Source organism: Undibacterium sp. TJN19, assembly GCF_049339485.1.
GTDB lineage: Bacteria > Pseudomonadota > Gammaproteobacteria > Burkholderiales > Burkholderiaceae_D > Undibacterium.
On the sequence record NZ_JBMPPL010000007.1, the window covers coordinates 54995 to 75541 of the forward strand.

At 51.4% G+C, this 20547-nt stretch carries 17 protein-coding genes; 10 read left to right on the plus strand and 7 right to left on the minus strand.

All coding sequences use genetic code 11. The annotated features are described in order from the left end of the window. Window positions 1-48: 48 nt before the first annotated feature. From rimJ to recG, 6 genes are all read right to left on the minus strand, one after another. Entirely contained in the window at window positions 49-594 is a 546-nt protein-coding gene (gene rimJ, locus ACO0LH_RS18590; RefSeq protein ID WP_422942624.1) for a ribosomal protein S5-alanine N-acetyltransferase, read from the minus strand. 15 nt (window positions 595-609) lie between these two features. After that, window positions 610-1554, minus strand: a complete 945-nt coding sequence (locus ACO0LH_RS18595; RefSeq protein ID WP_422942625.1) for a hydrogen peroxide-inducible genes activator — start codon at window positions 1552-1554, stop codon at window positions 610-612. 218 nt (window positions 1555-1772) lie between these two features. Then, a complete protein-coding gene (locus ACO0LH_RS18600; protein WP_422942626.1) occupies window positions 1773-2357 on the minus strand; it encodes a hypothetical protein in 585 nt (194 codons plus the stop codon). A 126-nt stretch (window positions 2358-2483) separates the two neighbouring features. Next, window positions 2484-3398 (minus strand): SDR family NAD(P)-dependent oxidoreductase, encoded by a 915-nt coding sequence (locus ACO0LH_RS18605; RefSeq protein ID WP_422942627.1) that lies wholly within the window; start codon window positions 3396-3398, stop codon window positions 2484-2486. Window positions 3399-3557: 159 nt separating this feature from the next. Beyond that, on the minus strand, window positions 3558-4040 hold the full coding sequence (locus tag ACO0LH_RS18610) for a GNAT family N-acetyltransferase (RefSeq protein ID WP_422942628.1): 483 nt from the start codon (window positions 4038-4040) through the stop codon (window positions 3558-3560). A gap of 6 nt (window positions 4041-4046) precedes the next feature. Continuing rightward, a complete protein-coding gene (gene recG, locus ACO0LH_RS18615) occupies window positions 4047-6224 on the minus strand; it encodes an ATP-dependent DNA helicase RecG (protein WP_422942629.1) in 2178 nt (725 codons plus the stop codon). A 226-nt stretch (window positions 6225-6450) separates the two neighbouring features. On the opposite strand from recG, the gene queA reads away from it, so the two are divergent. The 5 genes from queA (at window position 6451) to ACO0LH_RS18640 (ending at window position 12321) form a co-directional block, all read left to right on the plus strand. Beyond that, window positions 6451-7500 (plus strand): tRNA preQ1(34) S-adenosylmethionine ribosyltransferase-isomerase QueA, encoded by a 1050-nt coding sequence (queA, locus tag ACO0LH_RS18620; protein WP_422942630.1) that lies wholly within the window; start codon window positions 6451-6453, stop codon window positions 7498-7500. Further along, complete coding sequence (tgt, locus tag ACO0LH_RS18625; protein ID WP_422942631.1) at window positions 7493-8626, plus strand: tRNA guanosine(34) transglycosylase Tgt; 1134 nt, start codon at window positions 7493-7495, stop codon at window positions 8624-8626. The genes queA and tgt overlap by 8 nt, the downstream gene beginning before the upstream one ends. 47 nt (window positions 8627-8673) lie before the next feature. Beyond that, complete coding sequence (locus ACO0LH_RS18630; protein WP_422942632.1) at window positions 8674-9087, plus strand: DUF4124 domain-containing protein; 414 nt, start codon at window positions 8674-8676, stop codon at window positions 9085-9087. A gap of 84 nt (window positions 9088-9171) precedes the next feature. Further along, on the plus strand, window positions 9172-10695 hold the full coding sequence (locus ACO0LH_RS18635) for a flavin monoamine oxidase family protein (protein WP_422942633.1): 1524 nt from the start codon (window positions 9172-9174) through the stop codon (window positions 10693-10695). A 189-nt stretch (window positions 10696-10884) separates the two neighbouring features. After that, window positions 10885-12321, plus strand: coding sequence for a YdgA family protein (locus ACO0LH_RS18640; RefSeq protein ID WP_422942634.1), 1437 nt, complete (start codon window positions 10885-10887; stop codon window positions 12319-12321). Between the two features lie 19 nt (window positions 12322-12340). Here the strand turns inward: ACO0LH_RS18640 and ACO0LH_RS18645 are convergent, their stop codons facing one another. Next, complete coding sequence (locus ACO0LH_RS18645; protein WP_422942635.1) at window positions 12341-12535, minus strand: hypothetical protein; 195 nt, start codon at window positions 12533-12535, stop codon at window positions 12341-12343. Between the two features lie 85 nt (window positions 12536-12620). Here ACO0LH_RS18645 and yajC point away from each other — a divergent pair, with 85 nt between their 5' ends. The 5 genes from yajC (at window position 12621) to ACO0LH_RS18670 (ending at window position 20488) form a co-directional block, all read left to right on the plus strand. Continuing rightward, window positions 12621-12944 (plus strand): preprotein translocase subunit YajC, encoded by a 324-nt coding sequence (gene yajC, locus ACO0LH_RS18650; protein WP_422942636.1) that lies wholly within the window; start codon window positions 12621-12623, stop codon window positions 12942-12944. A 77-nt stretch (window positions 12945-13021) separates the two neighbouring features. Next, window positions 13022-14899: a protein translocase subunit SecD gene (secD, locus tag ACO0LH_RS18655; protein ID WP_422942637.1), complete on the plus strand. Its 1878-nt coding sequence runs from the start codon at window positions 13022-13024 to the stop codon at window positions 14897-14899. A 33-nt stretch (window positions 14900-14932) separates the two neighbouring features. Beyond that, window positions 14933-15955, plus strand: a complete 1023-nt coding sequence (gene secF, locus ACO0LH_RS18660) for a protein translocase subunit SecF (RefSeq protein WP_422942638.1) — start codon at window positions 14933-14935, stop codon at window positions 15953-15955. A gap of 181 nt (window positions 15956-16136) precedes the next feature. Continuing rightward, entirely contained in the window at window positions 16137-17399 is a 1263-nt protein-coding gene (locus tag ACO0LH_RS18665) for an efflux RND transporter periplasmic adaptor subunit (protein WP_422942639.1), read from the plus strand. Further along, window positions 17396-20488 carry an efflux RND transporter permease subunit gene (locus ACO0LH_RS18670; RefSeq protein ID WP_422942640.1) on the plus strand — a complete coding sequence of 1031 codons (3093 nt, stop codon included), beginning with the start codon at window positions 17396-17398 and terminating at the stop codon, window positions 20486-20488. Before ACO0LH_RS18665 ends, ACO0LH_RS18670 begins: the two co-directional genes overlap by 4 nt. Window positions 20489-20547 lie beyond the last annotated feature (59 nt).

The window sequence follows — 20547 nt, forward strand, 5'->3', positions numbered from 1 at the left end:
GGTGGGATTGCTTGTGCGTCCCCGATGGTGACGACTCGGTCGCTGTATTCAGTCGTGCGGGTTCACCAGTGCAGTCAGTACGTGATCACGCCAGACCCCATTGATTTTAAGGTAGGACCTGGCATAACCTTCTTTTTCAAAGCCCAGGCGGGCAAGCAGGGCGGCGCTGCGCAAGTTTTCTGGCACATAATTTGCCATGACGCGGTGCAGCCCCTGTTGCGTAAACATATGTGTAATTCCACCCTGTACGGCTTCCTGCATATAGCCTTGACCCTGATGTTTTTCTGCAATGGCATACCCCAGGTGGCAAGCATGGAAAACGCCGCGCACGATATTACTGAAGTTGCAGACGCCTATGACTTCTTCCCCAAGGAAAACGCAAAAATACCGGCCCAGACCGGCTTCCATCAGACGCAAATTAGCGTGCAGGCGTTCTTCACATTTTTCCAGGGAAAAGAAATCCGCATCGCGTGCTGGTTCCCAGGGGGCAAGATGTGTGCGGTTGCTGAGCAGGTAGTGCTGCATCAGCATTGCCTGTTCAGGCAATAACGCACGCAATTGCAGGCGTGCCGTGGAGATGGATTCTATGGGCATCGAAAACTACAGAAATTATTGATGGCCGGGCGCTTCGTCCAGCATGGTCACGCCAGGCAAATCACAGGCCAGGACGGCCTGGCGTATGGCCTCGATGGCGGCCTGGCGCGTGAAACTCTTACGCCATGCAATGACCACGCGCCTATTCGGCGCAGGCGCCTTGAAGGGCAGGTAACGCAGCATGCCGTCTTTGGTATCCAAATCGGGGACAGATGCCATCGGTAATACAGTGATACCTATGCCGGAAGCCACCATATGGCGTATGGTTTCCAGGGATGAGCCTTCAAAGGTTCTGGCGATACCGTCGCCAGCAGTGGAAAATCTGGCCATTTCGGGACAGACTTCCAGTACCTGATCGCGGAAACAGTGGCCATTGCCCAGCAAAAGCATGGTTTCGGATTTTAATTCTTCTGCCGACACTTCAGTACGCTTGGTCCAGGCATGGTCTTTTGGCATGGCAACGACGAAGGGTTCATCATATAGCGGCTGAAACATCATGCCCTGATCTGGCAGGGGTAAGGCCATGATGGCTGCATCCAGTTCACCCTGGCGCAGCAGTTCCATCAGCTTGACGGTGAAATTTTCCTGCAGGACCAGCGGCATCTGTGGCACCTGCTGTATCATGGTTTTGACCAGTGTAGGCAGCAGATAAGGGCCGATGGTGTAGATCACGCCAAGGCGAAAAGGACCTGCGAGCGGGTCTTTGTTTTGTTTGGCGATTTCCTTGATGGCAGCAGTTTGTTCCAGCACCCTTTCAGCCTGGGCAACGATCTGCGCCCCCAGTGGTGTGGTGGAAACTTCAGTGCCGCCACGTTCAAAAATCGTGACGCCTAATTCATCTTCGAGTTTTTTGATGGCAACAGAAAGGGTAGGTTGTGCGACGAAGCATGCTTCTGCCGCATGACCAAAGTGTTTTTGCCTTGCCACGGCAACAATATATTTTAATTCTGTGAGTGTCATGCCGTTAGTTTGGCACAGACTGCTTGCAGCGTCAGCAAGTGCTTGCAGATGATTGCAATTTTTATCTTGATTTAAGCGTGTTCAGCGGGAGTATTTTTTAACAGCATTGCCACATCTGGGCATTTGGCATGAAATATTCTCATACTCTGCCTGTTGAAAAATTTGTAGCGGTATAGCCGGTAAGGGCCATGCTGCCGTTACTTAGGGCTTTGCAAGGTTTAAATCGGCAGGCTATGTGCTTCGCCACGCAAAGCTGCACCAATTTGTTCCATATAAGCAGCTGCAAAGCGAGGCCCCTGCCTGGAATCACGCAAGGCCATATGCCAGTGCCCCAGTACCGTGGTCAATTGGGCTGCATCTTTTGCGCTTTCAACGCGCCGTACGACATCTGCCGACAACAGACCCAGGCAGGTTTGCGCGGTGGTGGTCATCAGAGCCTTGATTTTGCATAAGGTGTCGAGATCCTGTATCAAGGCTGTACTGGCAGGTTTTTCGGCGGCAGCCTGTTGCGTGGCATTTGCAGCCGGCTGTGGCTGAAATTCTGGCGTGTCAGTCGAGGTGATCAGTTCTTGCGTCGCCAGAAAATCAACGATTTCAGCCAGCTCCTGTCTGGGTACTGGCGTCAGCAAGGCACTCAGTTTCTTGCTGCCATCAAGCATGATCAGCACGCTGCGCTGCTTTAAACTCAAGCCCGCACGTTTATGCGTGAGTTCTTCACGACCCTTGTTGGTCTTGCAAAATACGCTATTCCAATGCGGGAAACCGGAATTACCCGCATGAATTGCCAAAGTGCCCATCTGCATACTTACTCCTGGAGCCTGATTCTTGTCAGGCGAGACAGTACGCGGCTTTTATGACGGCTTAATGTCAGCAACAGTATGTTAAAAATATATCGCCGCTGACTTCAGAACATGAGAAGACAGATTGTGTCACTGGGCTTTTATCTGCGCCATGGCCTTGCTCAATTCCAGATGCCCTTGGGCGGTGCCACTTTCCGGTACGATCTCTCCTTCGCGCTGGCGTACTTCTGCCAGTCTTGCCGCCAGTTGTTCTGGCGCGTCTGCTGCCCGGCCTATCCATACGCCTTGCGTCATGGTGATATTGGCTGCTTCAAAGCTGCCTGCTCCTGCGCATAATATGGCGCGGCTGGGCGCCTGTTCCGAGGCCAGTACCAGCATTGCTGGCACCACATCCGAGGCTTGCAAGGCTTTCAGCAATTCTTCAGGGAACAGGCTTTCCGTCATGCGGGTGGCCGCAGTCGGTGCCAGACTGTTCACACGGATATCGTATTTTGCGCCTTCGATTGCCAGCGTCTGCATCAGGCCCACCAGCGCCAGTTTGGCAGCACCGTAGTTGGATTGACCAAAATTACCATACAGGCCGGAAGACGACGTCGTCATCACGATGCGGCCATATTTTTGTTCTGTCATGATGGGCCAGACCGCCTTGCAGCAATGCACGGCCCCCATCAGATGCACATCAAGTACGAGCTTGAAATCAGCAATATCCATCTTGGCGAAACTCTTGTCACGCAAGATGCCGGCGTTATTGATAAGGATATCAACCCGTCCCCATTGCGCCATGGTGTCGGCCACCATCGCCTGCACGGCTTCAAAATCGGTGACCGATGCACCATTGGCTATTGCCTCACCGCCAGCTGCACGGATTTCTTCGACTACTGCCATCGCTGCGGCAGAGGATCCACCAGAGCCATCACGCGCACCGCCAAGATCGTTCACGACTACTTTGGCGCCACGCGCAGCCAGTGCCAGCGCATGTTCACGCCCCAGTCCACCACCTGCACCGGTGACGATCGCTACACGGCCTTTGAAATCTATAGTCATTTTTTCTCCTGATTTTAATTTTTGGGTTTGCCTGCTTAGGTACAGGGTGCTGAGTGTAGTCCAGCTTCAGAAATTGATCAAAATCTTTTCCATGGCGTGCGAGTCTGAATCAAATTTGATTGATCTTTTTGAAAGGCTGACTGAAAACATCATGTAGATTCAAGCAAGTTTCTTTTGCATGATAATCGCACCGCCAAATTCCGGGTTCAGCTCATACGGTGCAAAGCCTTCGGTACGATACAGATTTTGCGCACGGGTATTACCCTCCAATACTTCCAGCGTCATCTTGCAATAGCCCAGTTGTTCAGATAGGGCTGTCAAGTGCTGCATCATTTTATTGCCTATGCCCTGGCCGCGAAAATCAGGGTGCACGGCAAAGTCGTGGATATTCAATAAAGACTTGCAGGCAAAAGTAGAAAAACCTTCTATGCAAATCGCAAAACCGGCAGTCTCATCATTCACATAAGCGAGAATGGCGCGCACGGTATTGCGTTTTTTGAGTTCGCTAATGAGATTGGCTTGCGCATAATCCGACAAGGCTTCGCCGCCACCCATGGCGTCTAGCGCATACATATTGAGCATGCTGACGAGGTCTTTGGCATGCTGCGGGTTATTGACATCAACATTAACGATATTCAGCATGGTTTTTTATACTCTCAAAAATTCTTCTTTATATCCCAGCCAGCGCTCCAGGTGGGCAGCAACGGTGATGGGGTCATTTTTTAATAAATCATCAGCAAGATTGCGGGCTTTTTCTACCAGCCACTGATCTGTTTCGAGATTGGCAAAGCGTAACATGGCTTCGCCCGACTGGCGCGCACCAAGGAATTCACCAGGGCCGCGTAATTCCAGATCCTTGCGGGCAATTTCAAAACCATCACTGCTTTCACGCATGGTGGCCAGCCGCTGCTTGGCCGTGCCGCCCAGGGGGCCCTGGTACATGAGCAGGCATACACTGGCTGCCGCACCACGGCCAACGCGGCCACGCAACTGGTGCAACTGTGACAGGCCAAAGCGTTCAGCATGTTCTATCACCATCAAGCTGGCATTGGGCACGTCAACACCAACTTCAATGACTGTGGTGGCGACCAGCACCTGGCTTTCATTGCGGATGAAAGCGCCCATGACGGTTTGTTTTTCTGCCGGTTTCAGACGGCCATGTACCAGGCCTACATTCAATTCTGGCAGGGCGGCTACCAGCATGGCATGGGTGTCGGTGGCGGTTTGCAGTTGCAGGGTTTCTGATTCTTCTATCAGTGGACAGACCCAGTAGACCTGCTTGCCTTCCTGCCCCGCTGCCTGCACGCGGGCGATGACTTCATCGCGGCGGTTCTGGTCTATGACTCGTGTCACGATAGGCGTACGGCCCGGTGGCAGTTCGTCAATGACGGACACTTCAAGGTCGGCGTAATACGTCATTGCCAGGGTGCGCGGGATGGGTGTGGCCGACATCATCAACTGATGCGGCACCTTGCCTGCCTCGGTCTTGTTGGCCAGGTTCAGGCGCTGGCTGACGCCAAAGCGGTGTTGTTCATCCACAATGACCAGGCCCAGTTTCTTGAATTGCACGGTGTCTTGTATCAGCGCATGCGTGCCTATCACCAGTTGAGCTTCGCCAGAGCTGATGAGGGCATTGGCTGCTTCTTTTTCTTTCTTTTTCAGGCTGCCGGTCAGCCAGGCGGTTTTCACGCCCAGTGGTTCCAGCCAGGCGGCAATTTTCCTGAAATGCTGTTCTGCCAAAATTTCTGTCGGTGCCATCAGCGCCGCCTGAAAACCATTGTCAATCGCCTGTGCAGCCGCCAATGCCGCAACGATGGTTTTGCCACTGCCTACATCACCTTGCAACAGGCGCTGCATGGGAAATTCCTGGCGTAAATCGATACGAATTTCAGCTAACACCTTTTCTTGCGCACCAGTCAGTGAAAATGGCAGGTTGAGTAAAAAAGCATTGCTGAGTTCGCCTATCACAGGCAATGCATTCGCCCCCTTGCTGCGGCGGGTAATCTGGGCGCGCTTCAATGACAGTTGCTGTGCCAGCAGTTCGTCGAACTTCATGCGCTCCCAGGCGGGGTGTTCGCGTTCCATGAGGCTGTATTGATCGACGTCAGGCGGCGGATTATGCAGGGTACGGATACTGGTTTCAAAACCCTGCAGATTCAGGGCCGCCAGACGGGCATCTGACAGGGTATCGCGCCAGTTGACGCGTGTCATTGCATTGGCAATTGCCTTGCGCAACAAGGCTTGCGGCACGCCCTCACCGGAAGGATAAACAGGCGTCAATGCGGTCGCCAGTGGCGCGCCTTCATTCACGATCTTGTAATGCGGGTGTACCATCTCGGCACCGAAAAAGCCATGGCGCAATTCGCCCCGTGCCCGCACGCGTACGCCCACTGCCATCTGTTTGGTCTGGTTGCCATAAAAATTGAGGAAGCGCATGACCACCTGGCCGGTATCATCGGCAATGGTGACAACCAGTTGACGGCGCGGTCGGTACTGGATATCGCATTCGGTCACCAGGCCCTCAACCTGCGCCGTGCTGCCACCCCGCATGGCAGCGTCACGCATGCTGACAATTTCAGTTTCGTCTTCATAGCGCATAGGCAGGTGCAGCACGAAATCCATGTCTTTGCGCAGGCCGAGTTTAGCCAGTTTTTCACTGGCTTTGGCTGCCGGGCTCAGCGCCGCTTTAACCGGTGTGGGTTTTTTTGAGCTGGATTTTTTGGCTTTGGTCGCCGGTGAAGAGGTGTTGCCAGCCAGCCCGGCATGGGTGCTGGCTGGTTGTTCGTTTTCAATCTCTACGCTTGCACTTTGGTCTTCAGCGGCCATGGGGTGTAAAATGGTGGGTTTTGCTGTTAGCTTGTTTCTGCTGGCTTATTTATCCAGAATACATACAAAATTGCTACCGTCAGACAATTACCAGGGATTTTTGCATTTACGCTTGCTTTTACCTAGTATTGCCTTGATTATGGCGCATTCTACTGATTTTTTATACAGTGCGCAGCAGCTTTCTGGCTATTTATGCTGATTACTCTGAATTTTGTCGAATTTTTGCATGCGCTACTCCCTCAGTGATTTTGATTTTGACTTGCCCGATAACCTTATCGCGCAAACTCCCTTGCCTGACCGCACGGCGTCCCGCCTGCTGCATGTCGATGGCGATCAATTGGCAGACCGGCATTTTGCCGATGTCATTGATCAGCTGTCTGCCGGTGATTTGCTGGTATTCAATGATACCCGTGTATTGAAAGCACGTTTCTTTGGCGTCAAGGAAAGCGGCGGCAAGATACAGATGCTGGTAGAGCGCGTGCTGTTAAATAATGATAAGGAACGCAGCGTGCTGGCACAGATGCGCGCTTCCAAGTCGCCGCTGCCGGGCAGCAAAATCCGCCTGGCGGACAGTTTTGATGTCGTTGTCGGTGAGCGCGTTGGTGAATTTTTTACCCTGTACTTCCCGTCTGATATCTTCACCTTGCTGGAAACCTATGGTCGCCTGCCTTTGCCGCCATATATAGAACATGATGCCGATGATTTTGACGAGCAGCGCTACCAGACCGTGTATAACCGCGTGCCGGGTGCGGTAGCCGCACCCACGGCGGGCCTGCATTTTGACGAGGCACTGTTGCAGCGTTGCCAGGACAAAGGCATCAAACTCGCCTATGTGACCCTGCATGTGGGCGCAGGCACTTTCCAGCCCGTGCGTACCGAAAACCTGGCAGATCACCAGATGCACAGCGAATGGTATACCGTGCCAGATGAGACCGTGGCAGCTGTGCAGGCCACCAAGGCCGCAGGCGGCAAGGTGGTGGCTGTCGGCACCACCAGCATGCGCGCACTTGAATCTGCTTCGCAAACAGGCAGCTTGCAGGCCGGCAGCGATGACACCCGCCTGTTCATCACGCCCGGCTATGTATTCAAGACCGTAGACAGGCTTATCACCAATTTCCACTTACCAAAATCCACTTTGATGATGCTGGTATCGGCATTTGCCGGGTATGATCGCGTCCGCGCTGCTTATGCTCACGCTATCGCTCAACAATACCGTTTTTTCAGCTATGGCGATGCCATGCTGCTGACCAATTCCTCCGGGGAAGACCATGCTTGAATTTACACTGATCAAAAAAGATAAAACTACTGCTGCACGTCGTGGCCGTGTCAAAGTCAACCATGGTGAAATCGAAACACCTATCTTCATGCCGGTCGGTACTTATGGCTCGGTCAAGGCGATGTCGCCGCTGGAATTGAAAGAGATAGATGCCCACATCATCCTCGGCAATACCTTCCACCTGTGGCTGCGCCCGGGCACGGATGTGCTGAACAAATTTGGCGGCCTGCATGGTTTCATGGGCTGGGACAAACCTATCCTGACTGACTCAGGCGGCTTCCAGGTATTTTCGCTGGGTGCGATGCGCAAGATCACGGAAGAGGGCGTCAAATTTTCTTCTCCTATTAGTGGTGAGCGTCTGTTCCTGTCGCCAGAAATTTCCATGCAAATCCAGCGCGCGCTGAATTCTGACATCGTCATGCAGTTCGATGAATGTACACCGTATGAAATCGACGGCAGACCAGCGACGACAGAAGAAGCCGGCAAATCCATGCGCATGTCCCTGCGCTGGGCCAAGCGTTCCATTGATGAATTCAACCAGGGTGAAAATCCAAATGCCCTATTCGGTATTGTCCAGGGCGGTATGTTTGAACACCTGCGTGATGAATCCCTGGCTGGCTTAAATGAACTGAATTTCCACGGTATCGCCATCGGCGGCCTGTCAGTGGGCGAGCCTAAAGAAGACATGATGCGCGTACTCGCGCATGTCGGCCCCAAGCTGCCAGAAAACAAGCCGCATTACCTCATGGGTGTGGGCACGCCAGAAGACCTGGTAGCTGGTGTTGCCAATGGCATCGATATGTTTGACTGCGTCATGCCTACCCGCAATGCGCGCAATGGCTGGATATTCACCCGTTTTGGTGATATCAAGATCAAGAATGCCCGTTACAAGGAAGAAAAAGAGCCACTGGATGCGACTTGCGAATGCTATGCATGCAAGAATTTCTCACGTGCTTACCTGCATCATTTGCACCGCACCGGTGAAATCCTGGGCGCACGTTTGAATACGATACATAACTTGCATTATTACCTGGATTTGATGAAAAATATTCGTAAGGCGCTTGATGATGAACGCTTCCCTGAGTTCGTCCAGCAATTCCATGCGGACAGGGCGCGCGGAGTTTAAACCCGTTCTGCCGTCCTGGATAGCAAGTTTCGATACACGGAGGTGCTATGAAATGCCATCGTTTCACTGTTCTCGCCCTGTTTTTATTTTTTGCAACGCTCGCACAGGGTCGTGAAATCTACAAGTGTGTGTCGGCAGATGGTAAGACCAGTTATGTTGACAAGCCCTGTGACAAGAATGCGAAAAGTGCCACGGAAGTCATCATCAAAAACGATACGCCGTCAGCAGAAGATGTGAGTCAGCAACAGACGGACTGGAAGAAGAAAAGCGCTGAATTTGATGAGCGCCAGCAGGCCAGAAAACGCAAGGAAGAAGACGAAGCCTTTCAGTACCGCAAGAAAAAAGCAGATGAGCAAAGAGCTGCTGATCTCGCTAAGCGGCTGGCTGATGAAGAAGACAGAAGGCAGCGTGAAGCCGGCGCCCGTGCGGCAGCCAGGCGCGCGGCCAATAACGGATTTTAGTTGGGGTGCAGACTATGCCGCTTCCAGCAAAACATATACGACACATAAGCGTGCAAAGACCACGCAAAATTAAAAAGGTTTTCTATGAATTATCATCCCGTGATTATTGCAGGTGGCGGTATTTCCGGCCTGTATTGTGCCTGGCGTCTGGCGCAGGCCGGGCAAAAAGTGGTGGTACTGGAAGCCTCATCTGACCGCTGGGGTGGTCGTATAGAAACCGAAGACCTGGATGGGTTTATCGCAGAGTGGGGGCCGATGCGTTTCGAACCTACCCTGCAACCACGCTTTGATAAGTTGTGCCGTGATTTAGGCGTGAGGCTGACAGAATTCAGTGGCCCTGAAGGCGAAGAAGTCAATGCGCCTACCTATGATTTGCCTGTGGAAGAACTGGGTTTGAATTCGCTGCAATTGCTCAAGCGCGGCATCATGCTGGTGATGGGGCAAGACCCCAATGACCAGGCATGGATAGACAAGCAAACCGAAGCTGATTTCCAGCGTATGCGCAAGCATGCGCAATTGAATGGGCAGCCGCTGTGGAGTATGGGATTCTGGAACGCCATGTCGGCAGAAGGTGTGCTCAGTCATCTGGCGCTCACCAAGTTGCGTGACACCGGTACGTTTTATCACATGATTCCCGAAAACCTGAATGCGATAGAGTGGATCATCTGGTGGTTGCGCGCCTTGAAAACGGTCGGTCAGCAATTGGCCAGCGTTGATGGCGGTACTGCGAAACTGACTGAAAGCCTGATGGCCAAACTGCGTGGTTTGAGTAATGTGACGCTGGCTGGCGGCCATACGCTCAAAAGCTTCAAACAGGTTGCCATGGGCCAGCCCTTGCTTGAACTGGAAGTCGCTACCAAGAGTGGCAGCATACAGCTGCAAACCGACAGGCTGATACTGGCCTTGCCCAGGATGCCGCTGGTGAAACTGGCGGCCTGTTTGCCTGAGCATGTGTCATCTCAGCTGGATGCCGTCAATGGCTTCCCCATGTTGAAGCTGTTTTTTGTGACCGATGCGCCGTGGTGGGATTATTCCCAAAGACCGCAGCAATATGCAAGTTGCCTGCCGACCCGTGAAATTCATTATTTCCGCCGACCACAAAATCAGGACAAAGATGGTCATGGCATGGTGTTGTTGTATATGGATCGTCCGTCGACAGAATTCTGGAAGCACTATGTAATGGAATCTGACAGGCACGACCGCGCAGAAATTGATCAGAACGTCAAAATTGTTGATGCTTTCTCGCTGTTTGTCGCGCGTGACGTCAAGCGTCTGATTGACATCAAGCGTTCTGGTCTGAAGCTGACCGATCAGGCTCAGCATATGTTTGAAGAAAAAACACTGGAAGAAACGCGCGCCTATATCAAGAATTCCATCGTCACCTATGGCATACGTGATTGGGCCAGGGCACCGTATGGTGCGGCCAATCACGGCTGGCAACCAGGGGTGCGCTCATGGAAAGTCATGGATGTGTTCAAGGCATTTGACTTTGGCAGCGGCGCCAAAAATATCCACATCGTAGGGGAAGCCTATTCTGATTACCAGGGTTTCGTTGAAGGTGCCCTGAACAGTTCCGAACTGGCGCTGGCAACAATTAAAATCAGCTAGACAGCACTGTAATTTTAGCAATATCCAGCTTACATACCAAAGTATTGTTTTCAGAATGCAATAATGACAATCCAATTGAAGCTTGTTACACTTCTATTGCTTGCGGTCATGTGACTGCCTGATACCAGTGCCTGTGATGAAGTAGATAAGTAAAAACTAAGCACAAACCAAGTTCAACGGAGAAAATGAGTGAAAAAGAGTGCGCAACTGATTGCTGTGGTAGTGGCCCTGGCCGTGATTTATCCGGCAGCAGCCTGGTACACCGGGAAAAGGGTAGAAGCCAAATTAAAAGGCCCGCAGGCTCAGACAACGTCTTCGCCTTATGTCAAAGTCATCAAGGATGATTATCAGCGCGGTGTTTTTTCTTCGGTTCAGGATACGACGATAGAGATTGATCTGGCCAGTTTCCCCATGGGTAAAAAACCAGCTTTGCCTGGTGCAGATGCGCCAGTGCCCGGCACCCCTGAAGTTCCGGTACCAGATGCGCCAGTCGCAGCCGTACCAGAAGCACCGCCAAAACCCATACAACTGCATTTTATTAACCGTATTCAGCATGGCCCCTTGCCTGGTTTCCGTGGTTTCGGTGCCGCTGCGATTAAAACTGAACTGGTGTTTGATGATGCTGCCAAAGCTGAGTTGGCCAAAGTGTTCGGTACGGCCAGCCCATTGCAAATCAGCTCCAACCTGTCATATGGCGGTGGCGGGCATGTAGCGATTTCCAGCCCGGCCTTTACGACGACCCTTGAAAAAGACAGGGAAAAAATTGCCTGGCAGGGATTGACCATGGACGTGGACTTTGAGAAAGACTATAAAGCTTTCCGCGTGAATGGCAGTGCGCCTGGATTGGCCATGGAAAGCCTGGATGGCAAGTCCATCAAAATTGGTGCTATTACCCTGAAAAGCGATGTGACTCAGGCTTATCCAGGTACCTCATTGTATCTGGGCAAAACAGATGCATCCCTGCTCAGTATTGTCTACTCAGACAAGACCGATGCAAAAAAAGACTTTTCCCTGGATCAATTTACGCTGGGTTCTGATGTCAGCTCCAAAGATGATCTTATCGGTTTGATTGTCAGGATAGGTGTCGCCAAAATCTCTGTTGATCAGCAATCTTTCTCTGACCTGCATTACGACTATGGTGTAAGGCGCATACACGGCCCATCCCTGGCAAAAATGCTGGTTGCCTATTCCAATACGCCTGGTGAGCTTGAAAAGCTGGCTGCCGTTAAAACCGTTTGGGATGAAGTGGCACCTGCGCTTTTGCAAAAAGAACCTGAGTTGGTGCTGGAACGCATCAGCGTGGTGACCAGTGACGGGGAAGCAAAATTGTCCGGTACTGCGAAACTGGTCGGCGCTACAGCAACAGATTTGAGTAACCCCATGCTGATGCTGACCAAGGTACAGGCGAATGCGGATGTAGTGTTGACTGATACCCTGATTGCCAAGGTAGGCGGCGCTTCTCAAAAAGATCCTGAAGCACAAAAGGCCGCACTCGATGCCATGAACATGCAAATTGCTGCGTTGACAGAACAAGGCTTTATTGAGCGTAAAGGCAAGCTGCTGAGTTCCAAAATCGAATGGAAAGATGGCAAACTGACTATTAATGGCAAACCTTTCAGCCACTAATAAGCTTAGGTAATTAATTTTAATGCAATGCTGCACTGAAAATAATTGCTAAAACCGCCAGTAAGGAATGGGCTTGAGGACTTTTATGTCCCCAAGCCCATTTTTTATTGCTTTCGGGTTTCAATTTCCAGCTTTGACGGCACAATTGCAGGTATTTGCTGCGTCCAATGCTAAAATACGGGGCTTTGCCAATTGAAAAAATTTCTTTTGGCACGATATAGCGATAATTGCAACGAAATGTAGTCAGTTCCAGTCTTATCAAACTGGGTGCTTATTATTAAAATGACAGGAGTCTGAACGTGTTTATTTCCAACGCTTATGCACAAACCGCTGGTTCTTTTGGTGGCGGCGATATGTCGCAATTTTTAATCTTTGTGCCAGTCTTTTTGTTAATGTATTTCTTGATGATCAGACCACAGATGAAGCGTCAGAAAGAACAAAAAGCCACGATGGACGCGTTGGCAAAGAACGACGAAGTTGTGACTGTTGGCGGCATCCTTGGCAAAGTGACCAAAGTGACTGATACCTATGTCACCCTGGAAATTGCCAATGGTACTGAAATCATCGTCCAGAAAATCGCTGTGACCATGATGCTGCCCAAGGGCACGATTAAAGCGATTTAATCAGCACACACCGGCAACGCAGTCCCCTTTTAACAGGACTGCGTTGTGCTTTTTAGCTTCCCATTACTTTCCCCATTATGAATCGCTATCCACTCTGGAAGTATGTACTGATTGTGATTGCCCTGGTGTTTGGTGCGCTGTATACGGCACCAAATTTTTTAGGTGAATCACCTGCCGTGCAAATCAGCAGCGGCAAGGCCACAGTCAAAATTGACAGCGGCATGATGACGCAGGTAGAGCAGGCCCTGAACCAGGGTGGCTTGAAACACACAGGTGTCTCTTACGAAAATAACGGCGTACAGGGTACCGTACGTGCCCGTTTTGCCGATATCGATACGCAGTTCAAAGCCAAGGCACTGCTTGAGAAGACGCTCAATCTTGATCCTGCTGATCCTACCTACACGCTGGCGTTCAACCTGCTGCCAAATACCCCAAAATGGATGCAAAGCCTGCATGCCCTGCCGATGTATCTGGGGCTGGATCTGCGCGGTGGCGTGCATTTCCTGATGCAGGTTGACACCAAGGCCGTATTGAACAAACGCGTTCAGGGTTTGCTGACCAGTGTGCGTGGCACTTTGCGTGACAAAGATATACGTCATGCAGGTATCAGCCGTGAATCAGATCAGATCAAGGTCAAGTTCCGCGATGTTGAATCGCGCTCTAAAGCCAAGGCCGTGCTGGCCAGTCAAATGGCAGACGTTGATTTGGTGGACGTGGCAAGTACCGATAGCACAGAGTTCAATCTGCAAATCAGCCTGAAAGAAAAAGCGCTCAAAGAAGTCATATCCGAAGGCATCAAGCAAAATATTACGGCCCTGTCCAAGCGTGTCAATGAACTGGGTGTTGCCGAGCCTGTCATTCAGCAACAGGGCGCAGACCGCATTGTTGTGCAATTGCCTGGTGTGCAGGATGTAGCTGGTGCCAAGCGCATCATCAACCGCCTGGCAACGCTGGAAGTCCGCGTACTTGATGAAAATGTCATCGGGCCTGTCGATGCGAATACACCAGTGCCATTTGGTTCTGAAATGTTCAAGTCCAGTCGTGGTGAGATGCTGATATTGACCAAGGAACCTGTGGTGACCGGCGATGACATCACCAGTGCCAGCGCCAGTTTTGATCAGCATCAGCAACCCTCGGTCAGTGTTGATCTGAACGGTGACGGTGGCCGTAAAATGCGTGCTGCCACCGGCCCGCGCATTGGCAAGCGCATGGCGATTGTCCTGTTTGAAAAAGGCAAGGGCGAAATCCTGACAGCACCAACCATCAATGATGAGCTTGGTACGCATTTCATTATCACGGGTATGGGTTCGGCTAGTGCTTCTGCCGACCTGGCCTTGCTGTTGCGCGCCGGTTCGCTGGCCGCACCAATGGAAATCATCGAAGAACGTACGATAGGCCCGCAACTGGGTGTAGAAAACATCAAGCAGGGTCGCAATTCCACGCTGTATGGTTTTGCTGCCATCGCTGTTTTCATGATAGCTTACTACCTGCTGTTTGGTTTCTTCAGCGTCCTGGCTTTGTCATTCAACTTGCTGCTGCTGGTGGCGGCTTTGTCCTTGCTGCAAGCAACCCTGACTTTGCCTGGTATTGCGGCGATTGCGCTGGCGCTGGGTATGGCGATTGATGCCAACGTGCTCATTAATGAACGTATACGTGAAGAGTTGCGTGCCGGTAAACCACCGCAAAAAGCCATAGAAGAAGGCTTTGATCATGCCTGGGCAACCATTCTGGATTCCAATGTGACAACCCTGATCGTTGGTCTGGCCCTATTGATTTTTGGTTCAGGCGCGATACGCGGTTTTGCGGTAGTGCATTGCCTGGGTATTCTGACTTCGATTTTCTCCTCCGTATTTGTGTCACGCGGCGTGGTCAATCTCTGGTACGGAAGAAAGAAAAAATTGAGTGCAATTTCTATTGGCCAGATCTGGAAGCCAAAAGACGAATCTGCGAAATAAGCGCCAATTCATTTAAGAATACAGGAATTCATTATGGAATTATTCCGCATCAAAAAAGACATTCCTTTCATGCGCCATGCGCTGATATTCAATGTCATCTCTGCACTGACCTTTGTTGCCGCAGTGTTTTTCCTGCTGCACAAAGGCTTGCATTTCTCGGTTGAATTTACCGGTGGTACGGTCATGGAACTGACCTATCCAAAGGCTGCTGATGTCGATGGCATACGCAAAACCGTAGAGCATCTGGGATTTACCGATTCACCAGTTCAGCCTTTTGGCAAGGCGCAGGATGTGGTCATTCGCTTGCCGGTCACGAAAAAGGATGCGACGGTCACGGTTGCTGATACTGTGTTTGAAGCCTTGTGCAAGGTCGAAAATGGCAGTCTGACCAAAGTGGCCGGAACGGTGGAAAACGGCTCGGTATCAGAAAAGCAGGTGTGCCTTGATGCTGCCAAAAATGAAGCTGTCAAGTTGCAAAGGGTGGAGCTGGTTGGTGCCCAGGTTGGTGATGAACTGGCCCATGACGGCTTGATGGCCCTGCTGTTTGTGGTGCTGGGTGTGATGATCTATCTGGCCATACGTTTCGAATGGAAATTCGCTGTGGCAGCGATCGTTGCCAACTTGCATGACGTAATTATCATTCTTGGTTTCTTTGCCTTTTTTGAATGGGAATTTAACTTGTCGGTACTGGCTGCGGTGTTGGCGGTACTGGGTTATTCGGTCAATGAATCGGTGGTTATTTTTGATCGTATCCGTGAAAATTTCCGCAAGCAACGCAAGATGTCAGTGACTGAAGTCATTGACAATGCGATCACCAGCACGATTTCACGTACCATCATTACTCACGGTTGTACACAGATGATGGTGTTGTCGATGTTGCTGATCGGTGGCCCGACTTTACATTATTTTGCAGTTGCACTGACGATAGGTATTTGCTTTGGTATCTATTCTTCTGTATTCGTGGCTGCTGCGATTGCGATGTGGCTGGGTGTCAAACGCGAAGATCTCGTCAAGCCCCTCAAGGAAAAAGATGACACCGATGGTGCTGTTGTTTAAAACCATGCAAATCCGTCGCAAGCATGTAACGGAAGGTATCTAAAATGAAAGCCAGCCTGCGCGCTGGCTTTTTCTTTGTTAGCATTTCGGGTCTGAACTTTTGATGTTGAATTGAGTCCTAGCGCTGTGCCCGATAAATGATGCGGCATGACGTTTTCACTCTGCACTGGATAAAAATAATATGAGCAAATTCAAAACCCTGGTCATCGTTGCAGCAATTGCGGCTATCTCCGGCACTTCTTATACTATCTGGAAATCATCTGGCAAAGCCAGTGGTGAGAATCCTGCAAGCGGTAAATCTGCGACAGGTGCTGCTGGGGCCAATGGTGCAGGTGCCCAGAACCGTGCTGTGACTGTATCAACAGTCATCGCCAAAAAGAGTGATTATGATGTGCGTCTGACTGCGACAGGTACAGTCTCGCCGCTCAATACCGTAGATATTCGCCCACAGGTGACCAGTACCATCGCCAAAGTACACATCAAGGAAGGCCAGTTTGTACGTGCAGGAGACGTTTTATTTACTCTGGACAGCCGCGCTGACGAAGTTAATCTTGCCAAAGCGCAAGCGCAACTGGATAAAGACCTGGCGACACTGACAGACAATCAGCGCCAGTTAGTACGCAGTAAAGATCTGGTCGAAAAGAAATTTATTGCCCAAAGTGCTGTTGATACCAGCCAGACTTTGGTTGATACGCAACAGGCCGTTATCGCCTCCGACAAGGCCGCCGTGAATGCTGCCCGCGTAGCCCTTAGTTATAACCGTATCGTTGCCCCTTCAGCAGGACGTACCGGTATTATCAGCGTCTTCCCAGGCTCTCTGGTACAGCCGAGTACAACCGCTCCAGCGCTGGTCAGCATTACCCAAATGGACCCGGTCACAGTTACTTTCCCGCTGCCACAGCGTAATTTGCCAGATGCGCTGGAAAGCATGAAGCGTTCTGACAGCTTTGTGCAGGCCAGCTTGCCAGATACCGATACCAAATTCAAAGGTAAATTGCAATTTGTTGACAATACCGTTGATGCAGCTTCCGGCACCATCAAGGTCAAAGCCATATTCGATAACAAGGAATTGAAACTGTGGCCAGGCGCCTATGTGAACCTGGAATTAAGTGTGCAGACCCTGAAGGATGTGGTGGTCGTACCGCAAGACGCCGTGGTGATCGGCGCGCGCAGCAATTCTGTGTATGTCGTCAATGAAGAAGGCAAGGCGATCCAGAAGCCGGTTGTCGTCGTGCAAAGTTTTGGTGCAGATGCTGTGGTGACGGGTATCTCCGCCGGTGCCAAGGTCGTTCTTGATGGCAAGCAGAATTTACGTCCTGGTGTAAGCGTCAAGGAGCGCAATGGTGATGGTAAAGACGGTGGTGCTGCCAAAGCTGAAAAAGCCGGCAGTTCTTCTGCCAGTACGCCCGCAGTACCTGCATCTACAGCAGCGAGCGCATCATGAATTTGTCTGAGTTGTTCATACGCCGTCCGGTAATGACGGTATTGCTGAATCTGTCTATCGTTGTTGCTGGTGTTCTGGCTTATCGCTATATCCCGATTGCCGCCTTGCCCAGTTATAACACGCCTGTCATCAGCGTCAATGCCAACTTGCCCGGTGCCAGCCCGGAGACCATGGCGACTTCAGTGGCGCTGCCGCTGGAAAAGCAGTTCGCCACGATACCTGGTTTGTCTATCATCAGTTCCAGCAATACCCTGGGCTCGACTTCGCTGACGCTGGAGTTTGATCAAAACCGTAATATCGATGCCGCGTCCGTGGATGTGCAGGCGGCGCTGCTACGCGCGCAACGCTCGCTACCTGTCGACATGACATCGCCGCCATCGTATCGCAAGGTCAACCCTGCTGATGCACCGGTATTGTTCATTGCACTGACATCGCCATCACTGAGCCTGTCTGAGCTGACCAGCTATGCCGAGCATTTGATTTCGCCGAGCTTGTCGACACTCGAAGGTGTGGCGCAGGTAAATATCTTTGGTATCAAACGTTTTGCCGTACGTATCCGCGCCATGCCAGATGCTTTGTCTGCGCGCAATTTGACGCTTGACGAGCTGGCCGCAGCAATCCGCACGGCGAATGCCAATACACCGGTCGGTACACTCGATGGTGACAGGCAGACCCTGACGCTGCTGGCGAACAAACAGATGCAGAGTGCCGAAGAATTTGCCAATCTTGTCGTCAGTAACAAAGGTGGCCAGGTAGTCCGTCTGCGTGACGTGGCAAAGGTGGAAGACAGCTATGAACAGGTGAAAACAGCTGCCAATTTCAATGGTGAAAGTTCAATTACACTGGCAATCCAGAGGCAGACAGATGCCAATACGGTCAAGGTGGTTGATTCCATCAAGGCAGCCTTGTCGGGGTTCCAGGCGCAATTGCCGGCATCGGTCAAAATGAATCTGATCAATGACCGTTCGATATCGATACGCGATGCTTTGCATGATGTGAACCTGACCTTGATACTGACGATTTTCCTGGTGGTGATCGTTATTTTCCTGTTCTTGCGCCGCATGGTGGCAACGATTATTCCTACCCTGTCCTTGCCGGTATCATTGATCGGTGCTATCGCCTTGCTGTGGGGCTTTGGTTATACACTGGACAATGTGTCTCTGCTGGGTCTGACGCTGGCCGTCGGCCTGGTGGTCGATGATGCGATCGTGATGCTGGAAAACATCATGCGTCACGTTGAGCATGGCGAGCCACCGTTCAAGGCGGCACTGCAAGGTTCACGAGAAGTGGGTTTTACGATTATCTCGATTTCAACTTCGCTGGTGGCGGTGTTTATTCCCATCTTCTTCATGCCTGGTGTGATCGGTCAGTTGTTCCATGAATTTGCGGTCATCGTCAGCCTTGCCATTGTCGCTTCGGCATTTGTGTCGCTGACCCTGGTGCCCATGCTGGCCAGCCGGTTCCTGAAAAATGAACATGAATTGAAAGAACCGCCGAAAGCGATCGGCGTCATGCTGCATTTGTTTGAAACCAGTTTTAATGCTTCCTTGCGCTCTTATACCCGTGGCCTTGACCTGGCCTTGCGTCATCGCGGCATCGTATTGCTGATCGCATTGGCCACTTTTATTGCTACCGCTTATTTGTTCAATATCATCCCCAAAGGTTTCTTCCCGCAAGAAGATATCGGCCAGATCAATGTCTCCACGGAAGCTTCTGAAGAAACTTCTTTCCCGGCCATGGTGATTCTGCAGGACAAGGTCGCAAAAATCATACGTGATGATCCGAATGTCGCTACCGCAACCTCATTCAATGGTGGTGGCGGCGCACAAAACACGGGTCGCCTGTTCATCAATCTGAAACCGCGTGGCGAACGCAAGCCAATGAAAGATGTCGTTGACAGCCTGCGCAAGAAGCTCAACGAAGTGCCCGGCATTTCTGTATTCTTGCGTCCTACGCAAAACTTGCAACTGGGTGGTCGCGCCAGTAAGAGCCAGTATCAATATATTCTGCAAAGTGTGGAAGCCAGTTCACTGAGCGACTGGGCCATCAAGTTGCAGGATAAATTGCGCAATGATGCAGGCTTCAAGGATGTGACGACAGATTCGCAATTAAAGGGTTTGCAAGCTAGCGTGGATATAGACCGTGACCGTGCCAATGCGCTCGGTGTCAATATGGACAGCATACGCTCAGCGCTGTACAGCGCATTTGGTGAGCGGCAGATTTCCACGATGTACACCAATGTCGATAGTTACCAGGTCATCATGGAAGTGGCACCCGATGCCAAGAAAGATGAAGACGCCATCAATGGTATCTATGTGCGCAGCAATACCGGTGCCCTGATTGCCCTGAACAGCGTGGCAACCGTGAAACGTACAGTTGGCCCAACGGCGATCAACCACGTTGGCCAGTTACAGGCGGTGACGGTATCTTTCAATCTGGCGCCGGGTACGGCACTGGGTGAAGCGACGAACCGCATTGATAAATATCGTGAAGAAATCAAATTACCGGCATCCATCATTACCACTTACGGTGGTGATGCGGCGGTGTTCAAGGATTCACAATCGGGGCAGGTTATTTTGATCGTCGCAGCCTTGTTGGTGATTTATGTCTTGCTGGGCGTGCTGTATGAAAGTTATATCCATCCCATCACCATTCTGGCTGGCTTACCCTCAGCCGCGGTGGGCGCGTTGCTGACCTTGCAGATTTTTGGCGAAGACCTGACGCTGATCGCGACAATCGGTATTTTGCTGCTGATTGGTATCGTCAAGAAAAATGCGATCATGATGATTGACTTCGCACTGGATGCGCAAAGGCATCAGGGCATGACACCACCAGAAGCGATACGTGAAGCCTGTATCCAGCGTTTCCGTCCCATCATGATGACGACGCTGGCTGCTCTGGTGGGGGCCTTGCCGATTGCATTGGGTCTGGGCGCTGGTGCTGAATTACGTCAGCCGCTGGGCCTGGCAGTGGTTGGTGGGCTGATTTTCTCGCAAGCCATTACTTTGTTCATCACACCGGTCATTTACCTTGCGCTGGACAGATTCAGTGGTTCCGGCCCGGTTGTGGGTGACAGCCTGAAGCAGTAAGTGGTGTAAGCACGGCTGTGGTTTTGACATTTTTGTATTCGTATCATGCCTGCCATAGA

What these genes read in the sequence shown, in the direction of transcription:
- rimJ (WP_422942624.1), bottom strand. Translation starts at nt 594, where the DNA reads ATGCCCATAGAATCCATCTCCACGGCACGCCTGCAATTGCGTGCGTTA.
- ACO0LH_RS18595 (WP_422942625.1), bottom strand. Translation starts at nt 1,554, where the DNA reads ATGACACTCACAGAATTAAAATATATTGTTGCCGTGGCAAGGCAAAAA.
- ACO0LH_RS18600 (WP_422942626.1), bottom strand. Translation starts at nt 2,357, where the DNA reads ATGCAGATGGGCACTTTGGCAATTCATGCGGGTAATTCCGGTTTCCCG.
- ACO0LH_RS18605 (WP_422942627.1), bottom strand. Translation starts at nt 3,398, where the DNA reads ATGACTATAGATTTCAAAGGCCGTGTAGCGATCGTCACCGGTGCAGGT.
- ACO0LH_RS18610 (WP_422942628.1), bottom strand. Translation starts at nt 4,040, where the DNA reads ATGCTGAATATCGTTAATGTTGATGTCAATAACCCGCAGCATGCCAAA.
- recG (WP_422942629.1), bottom strand. Translation starts at nt 6,224, where the DNA reads ATGGCCGCTGAAGACCAAAGTGCAAGCGTAGAGATTGAAAACGAACAA.
- queA (WP_422942630.1), top strand. Translation starts at nt 6,451, where the DNA reads ATGCGCTACTCCCTCAGTGATTTTGATTTTGACTTGCCCGATAACCTT.
- tgt (WP_422942631.1), top strand. Translation starts at nt 7,493, where the DNA reads ATGCTTGAATTTACACTGATCAAAAAAGATAAAACTACTGCTGCACGT.
- ACO0LH_RS18630 (WP_422942632.1), top strand. Translation starts at nt 8,674, where the DNA reads ATGAAATGCCATCGTTTCACTGTTCTCGCCCTGTTTTTATTTTTTGCA.
- ACO0LH_RS18635 (WP_422942633.1), top strand. Translation starts at nt 9,172, where the DNA reads ATGAATTATCATCCCGTGATTATTGCAGGTGGCGGTATTTCCGGCCTG.
- secD (WP_422942637.1), top strand. Translation starts at nt 13,022, where the DNA reads ATGAATCGCTATCCACTCTGGAAGTATGTACTGATTGTGATTGCCCTG.
- secF (WP_422942638.1), top strand. Translation starts at nt 14,933, where the DNA reads ATGGAATTATTCCGCATCAAAAAAGACATTCCTTTCATGCGCCATGCG.
- ACO0LH_RS18665 (WP_422942639.1), top strand. Translation starts at nt 16,137, where the DNA reads ATGAGCAAATTCAAAACCCTGGTCATCGTTGCAGCAATTGCGGCTATC.
- ACO0LH_RS18670 (WP_422942640.1), top strand. Translation starts at nt 17,396, where the DNA reads ATGAATTTGTCTGAGTTGTTCATACGCCGTCCGGTAATGACGGTATTG.